Raw genomic sequence first — 5,416 nt, forward strand, 5'->3', positions numbered from 1 at the left:
GCCCCTGCAAGATTGTGGTCGTCTTTTTCGGGATGAACAGTACCACATACCGAAGCATAAGTGCGCAAAACATCCATGGGATGCGCCGCAGCAGGTATTTGCTCCAGTATATTTTTTGCCACGGAAGAAAGACCACGCATACTGATCAGCTTCGTTTTGTAGGCAGCCAGTTGGATTGCATTGGGCAATTGTTCGTGAATTAATAAATGGGCTACCTCCTCAAATTCAGCTTCTTCGGCAAGATCAAGAATATCATACCCGCGGTAATGCAGGTCGCTGCCGCTTTTTCCAACGGTGCAGAGGGCAGTATTTCCCGCGGTTACACCCGAAAGCGCTACGCTTTTCTTTGGTTTGAAGTCCGGTACCGTATTGGCTGACATAGGTCCTTATTTATTTTTTGAAAAAAGTTCGTCTAATTTTTTTTCATAGCTGAAATAGCCAATGCTTTCATACAGTTCCGCCCTTGTTTGCATGCTGCCGATCGTATTTTTTTGTGTGCCTTCGGTACGGATGCTGTGAAAAACATGCTGCGCAGCTTTATTGGCTGCGCGAAAAGCAGACAGTGGGTACAGGATCATTTGTACGCCTGCATTTTTCAGTTCTTCAACGGTCCATAACGGCGTCATTCCAAATTCCGTAATGTTTGCCAGTACCGGTATACCGGCTGCATCTGCAAATTTTTGGTACTGCGATAATTCATTCACCGCTTCAGCAAAAATAAAATCGGCACCGGCTTCCCTGTACGCTACGGCACGTTCCAGCGCTTTATCCAACCCTTCACTGGCTAAAGCATCTGTTCTTGCACCCAGTACAAACTGATCATCGGTACGTGCATCGGCTGCAGCTTTAACCCTGTCCGCCATTTCCTCCGGACTTACCATTTCCTTACCCGGGCGATGACCACAACGCTTGGCTCCCACCTGGTCTTCTATATGCAAAGCGCCTGCACCAGCTTTTATTAACGATTTTACGGTACGCGATATATTGAACGCCGATGGCCCAAAGCCGGTATCCACATCTACCAGTAAAGGTGTATCGGTAACATTAGTAATGCGGTAGATGTCTGTTAGCACGTCCTCAAGTGTTGTAATTCCCAGGTCGGGAATACCCAGTGAACCTGCAGCCACTCCCCCACCCGATAAATAAATCGCTTTAAAACCTGCCTGCGTGGCCAATAAAGCATGGTTGGCATTAATAGTGCCCACTATCTGTAAGGGGTTTTCTTCCCTCATCGCGTGGCGGAAACGACTTCCGGCTGTTGCTGTATTGGCTGTATTCATTGCTGCAAACCTACATGAAAATCCGCATTTTATTTCTCCGGTATTTGTTCCAAATGAAGGATTTATAGGATGTTTCTATTGTGCCTATATGTTCAGTTTTTATTTCAACACATAGGATCATAGGAACATAGCTGCACATAGGAAGAGATTCTATGTTTCTACTGTGCCTATGTGTTCAGTTTTTATTTCAGCACATAGGATCATAGCTACATAGGTGCATATAGAAAGAGATCCTATGTTCTATTGTGTTCTATGTTTCTACTGTGCCTATGTGTTCAGTTTTTATTTCAGCACACAGGATCATAGGAACATAGGTGCATATAGAAAGAGATCCTATGTTTCTGCTATGCTTGTGTGTTCCGGCTAAGCAGCCTGAAAATATGAAAATCTGAACTGTCATTCTCCTTTGCATTATTTTTGCAACCTATGAAATTAGATATACTTGCGGTTGCTGTTCATCCCGATGACGCGGAACTTGGATGTGGCGGCACTTTAATAATGGAAAAACTCCGGGATAAAAAAACCGGAGTAATAGACCTCACACGTGGAGAACTGGGCACAAGGGGTACTGTAACATTAAGAGCGGAAGAAGCAGCCAGGGCTGCCGCCATTATGCAACTGGATGTGCGTGAGAACCTGGGCATGGCGGATGGCTTTTTTCAAAATGATGAAATACACCAGCGTATACTTGTTAAGGCTTTACGGAAATACCGCCCTGAAATTGTTCTGGCCAATGCACTGGATGACAGGCATCCGGACCATGGAAGGGCAGGACACCTGATCAAAGACGCCTGTTTTTTAAGCGGATTAAGAAAAGTTGAAACGCTTGACGATAACGGTAATCCCCAAGCGCACTGGCGTCCCAAATATATTTTCCATTATATACAGGACCGGTATCATGAGCCCGATTTTGTATATGACATAAGTTCCGTGTTTGAAAGAAAACTGGAGGCTGTAAAAGCGTATTCATCGCAGTTCCATTCCACTGAATATGCTATGAATGAGCCCCAAACCTATATTTCAACTCCCGGATTTTTAAATTCAATCATAGGACGGCATGCCATGTTCGGTAAAATGATAGGAGTACCTTATGCAGAAGGATTTATTACCGAAAAAATGATTGGAATAAACGATTTTGACGCTTTTATACAAAAAGATACATAAGGTTGATGGAGTTACAGGTTTCAGGTTGCAGGGAAGGCTAATATCGGGGTTTATTGTTAATTATTCATCGTTTATCGTTTCTGGTTTATAGTTGCATTCGCTTCGGATTTCGGATTTGAATTTTAAATTTTGCTTGGTTCTTGTATTTTGTTTTTTGGTTCTTTGTATTCCCCCCGATTCTCATCGTAAAAGAAGCAATGTTCCTTTTTTCTCAATTACCCTTCCCAGGTAATCTGTTCCCCCTGCCATCCATACAAAGGTATCGCTGGCCTGCTCCTTTCCTTTAAAAGTGCCATCCCACCCTTCTTCCGATGTGTTAGAAGAAAACATGAGCTGCCCCCACCGGTTAAAAATTTTGATATAATCGAACTGTTTTATACCTACGGGTATGGCTCTTAAAATATCATTCAGTCCATCATTGTTGGGTGTAAAAGCATCGGCTACAAATATATCCGGAGCTGTTCTGAATATTTTTATATTAATGCTGTCATAGGCAAAACAGCCCTCCGGGGTGCTTACTTTTACGGAATAGGTAATGCCATCACTTACTTCAGAAATAAAGGTAGCTACGGGATCAGCAATGCCGGTATTGTTCAGATAGCTGCCCGGCGACCATTTATAAATTTCCGCACCGGTAGCCTGCAATTGCAGCGGTTGCCCCACAACAACTGCGGTATCATTTCCCGCAAATGCCGGTACCGGCGGGATAACGGTTATCACCACATCTTTGAAAGATGGTTTTGGACATCCTGCAGTATCTGTTACACTTACAGTATAGGTGGTGGTTACCGGCGGAGAAACAAAGGGATCAGGTACATTGTAATTGCTGACCGAAACCGCGGGCGACCAGCGATAAAAAGCTCCTCCCTCTGCAAATAGCTGTATACGTTCACCGTAACAGATAGAAGAATCATTGATTGTCTGAACATCGGGGTAAGGGACGGTTCTGACCCGGATATTATCGGAGGCTGAGCATTTACCTATATATGCCGTAACGTTATAAACGGTCAATGCCGCATCGGGTATTGCCACTGCTTGCTTTGTGTTTGGGTCGCTCAGGGTTTCTGCCGGAGCCCAGGTATAGGTGAGCCCGTCGCTGGAAGGATTGAACTGCACACCATCGGTGAGACAAATGGTTGTATCAGGGCCGGCTTCAAGCGTAACAAAATTCACCACTTTTACCCGAACCGTATCTGTGGAAGTGCAACCCGGCACTGTAGTTAAACTTACGGTATAGGAAGTGGAAACATCCGGACTCAGTAATGCAGTGGCGCCGGTAGCGCGGATATTATAATCCGGCGCCCACACATAGGTTCCGGGCGGACCTGTGGCGGAAACGGCAATGGTATCGATATTGCACATCAGCGTATCACGCGGCACACTCAAAAGCGGCTTATCTCTCACTACGAGATCGGTTCTTACCGTACTTCTGCATCCCTTACTGCTGCTAACGGTAAGGGCCACCTGGTATGTTCCTGACGCTGTAAAAGTAAACGGCGGTTGTTTGCTGAACGAAATGTCATCAGAGGCGGAAGGCACGCCAAAATCCCATTGCCAGGAATCTATAACACCATAGGTTGCTTTGGTAGTATCCCGGAAACGAATAGGCACGTCTTTACAACCCTCGCTGAATGTAAAGCCGGGAAAAAAGCCCGGGTATATTTTTACAATGCTGAAAGCAGAATCTGAACAATTGTCATTGCGGTTGGTAACGAGCATTACCCTGTATGTGCCTGTGTCGGGAAAAGTAAAGGAAGGGCGCGCAAGGGTTGATGTATCGTCCGTTCTGCCGGGCACGCCAAAATCCCAGTAATGCGTTTTAATCAATGAACTGGTGCTCCTGTTCCGGAAGTCAACGGTATAACTATCACAGTTTATATATTCGGGCTCAAGCGTTGCGGCAGCCATTGAGCAGGAAGCCACTTTTATCTGGATATCCTTTCTGTGTACATTAAACAAAACACCATTCCTGTATTCACTTGCACATACGGTTACCACATACACGCCCGATGCCGGTGCAATACCCGAAACGAGCCCCGTTTTTGTATTCAGTGTTACATTGGCGCCCATAGGTGAAGAAGCGCCGAACCCAAAAGCATAAGGAACATTGCTGTAGGGAGGAGCAGCCGCAGGATTGGGCTGAGGATTTCCGGGGTAACCACCAATGTAAGCAGCACAAAAGCTATACGATAAGGAATCCCCATCTTCATCAGTGGCACCGAAATCATACTGAAAGTAGTTGTCCTCGCATACGATAACCGTATCCCTGGTGGCAAAAACAGGACTGCTGTTTTTGGGAGCACTCTGTATAATATGCGTACCCGGAATATCGGCGGTGTAGGTTGCCCCGGCCTGCCCCGAAGCGGCAACATTCGACATATTCTCAATACGGCAGCACCTTTGAAATGAAATAGTATAGCCATAGAGTGACGCAGGCAGCACAACCGTAAAAACATATACACCCACTTCGTAACATACCGCCGGAGGGTTATCAATGCATTCGCCGGGACTTCGCAGCGTAAGCATATCTTTCCGGGTCATGTTAATATCATAGTTCCGGTAAAATGTTGAACCTGTTGCGTTTTTCTGGTAAACGGTAATAGGCACAACCGGATCCAGCTGGGCACCGGTAGAAAAACAATCGCGGTATAGCCGGAGGGTGACCTGGTAAGTGAATTCGTTGCCCGAAACTCCTGTATTGATATAAGATAATTCTCCGCCGGTTATATGCCTTGCTGTTAAAGCAGAACAAAAACCCAGGCAAACAATGGTTACAAAAAAATATTTTCTTACCTCAGGCATCGCTTACGTAATTGAGGAACTTCATAACGGTGTCATTGGTCTGGTCTTTCCGTTCCCACATTCCCATATGAGCTACGCCGGGCAGGATATGAATTAGAGCTTTACCGGGGAGATGGCACTGTTTAAGGCTATCCTGTAAATATACACTTTTATCTTCCTCTCCTATAATA

General features: G+C 45.5%; 4 protein-coding genes. 1 reads left to right on the top strand and 3 read right to left on the bottom strand.

Annotated elements, in window-relative coordinates; translation table 11 throughout:
* The coding region (locus tag PLH26_RS18650) for a citrate/2-methylcitrate synthase (RefSeq protein WP_324587540.1) at nt 1-380 on the bottom strand (380 nt) is incomplete at its 3' end.
* Nucleotides 381-386: 6 nt separating this feature from the next.
* Nucleotides 387-1,280: a methylisocitrate lyase gene (prpB, locus tag PLH26_RS18655; protein WP_324587541.1), complete on the bottom strand. Its 894-nt coding sequence runs from the start codon at nt 1,278-1,280 to the stop codon at nt 387-389.
* 426 nt (nt 1,281-1,706) lie between these two features.
* Between prpB and bshB1 the strand changes: the two genes are divergently transcribed.
* Nucleotides 1,707-2,444, top strand: a complete 738-nt coding sequence (gene bshB1 / locus PLH26_RS18660) for a bacillithiol biosynthesis deacetylase BshB1 (protein ID WP_324587542.1) — start codon at nt 1,707-1,709, stop codon at nt 2,442-2,444.
* A gap of 180 nt (nt 2,445-2,624) precedes the next feature.
* On the opposite strand, the gene PLH26_RS18665 is transcribed toward bshB1, so the two are convergent.
* Nucleotides 2,625-5,246 (bottom strand): T9SS type B sorting domain-containing protein, encoded by a 2,622-nt coding sequence (locus PLH26_RS18665; RefSeq protein ID WP_324587543.1) that lies wholly within the window; start codon nt 5,244-5,246, stop codon nt 2,625-2,627.
* Between the last annotated feature and the right edge of the window lie 170 nt (nt 5,247-5,416).

The organism is Agriterribacter sp. (genome assembly GCF_035444585.1).
Classification (GTDB): domain Bacteria; phylum Bacteroidota; class Bacteroidia; order Chitinophagales; family Chitinophagaceae; genus Agriterribacter.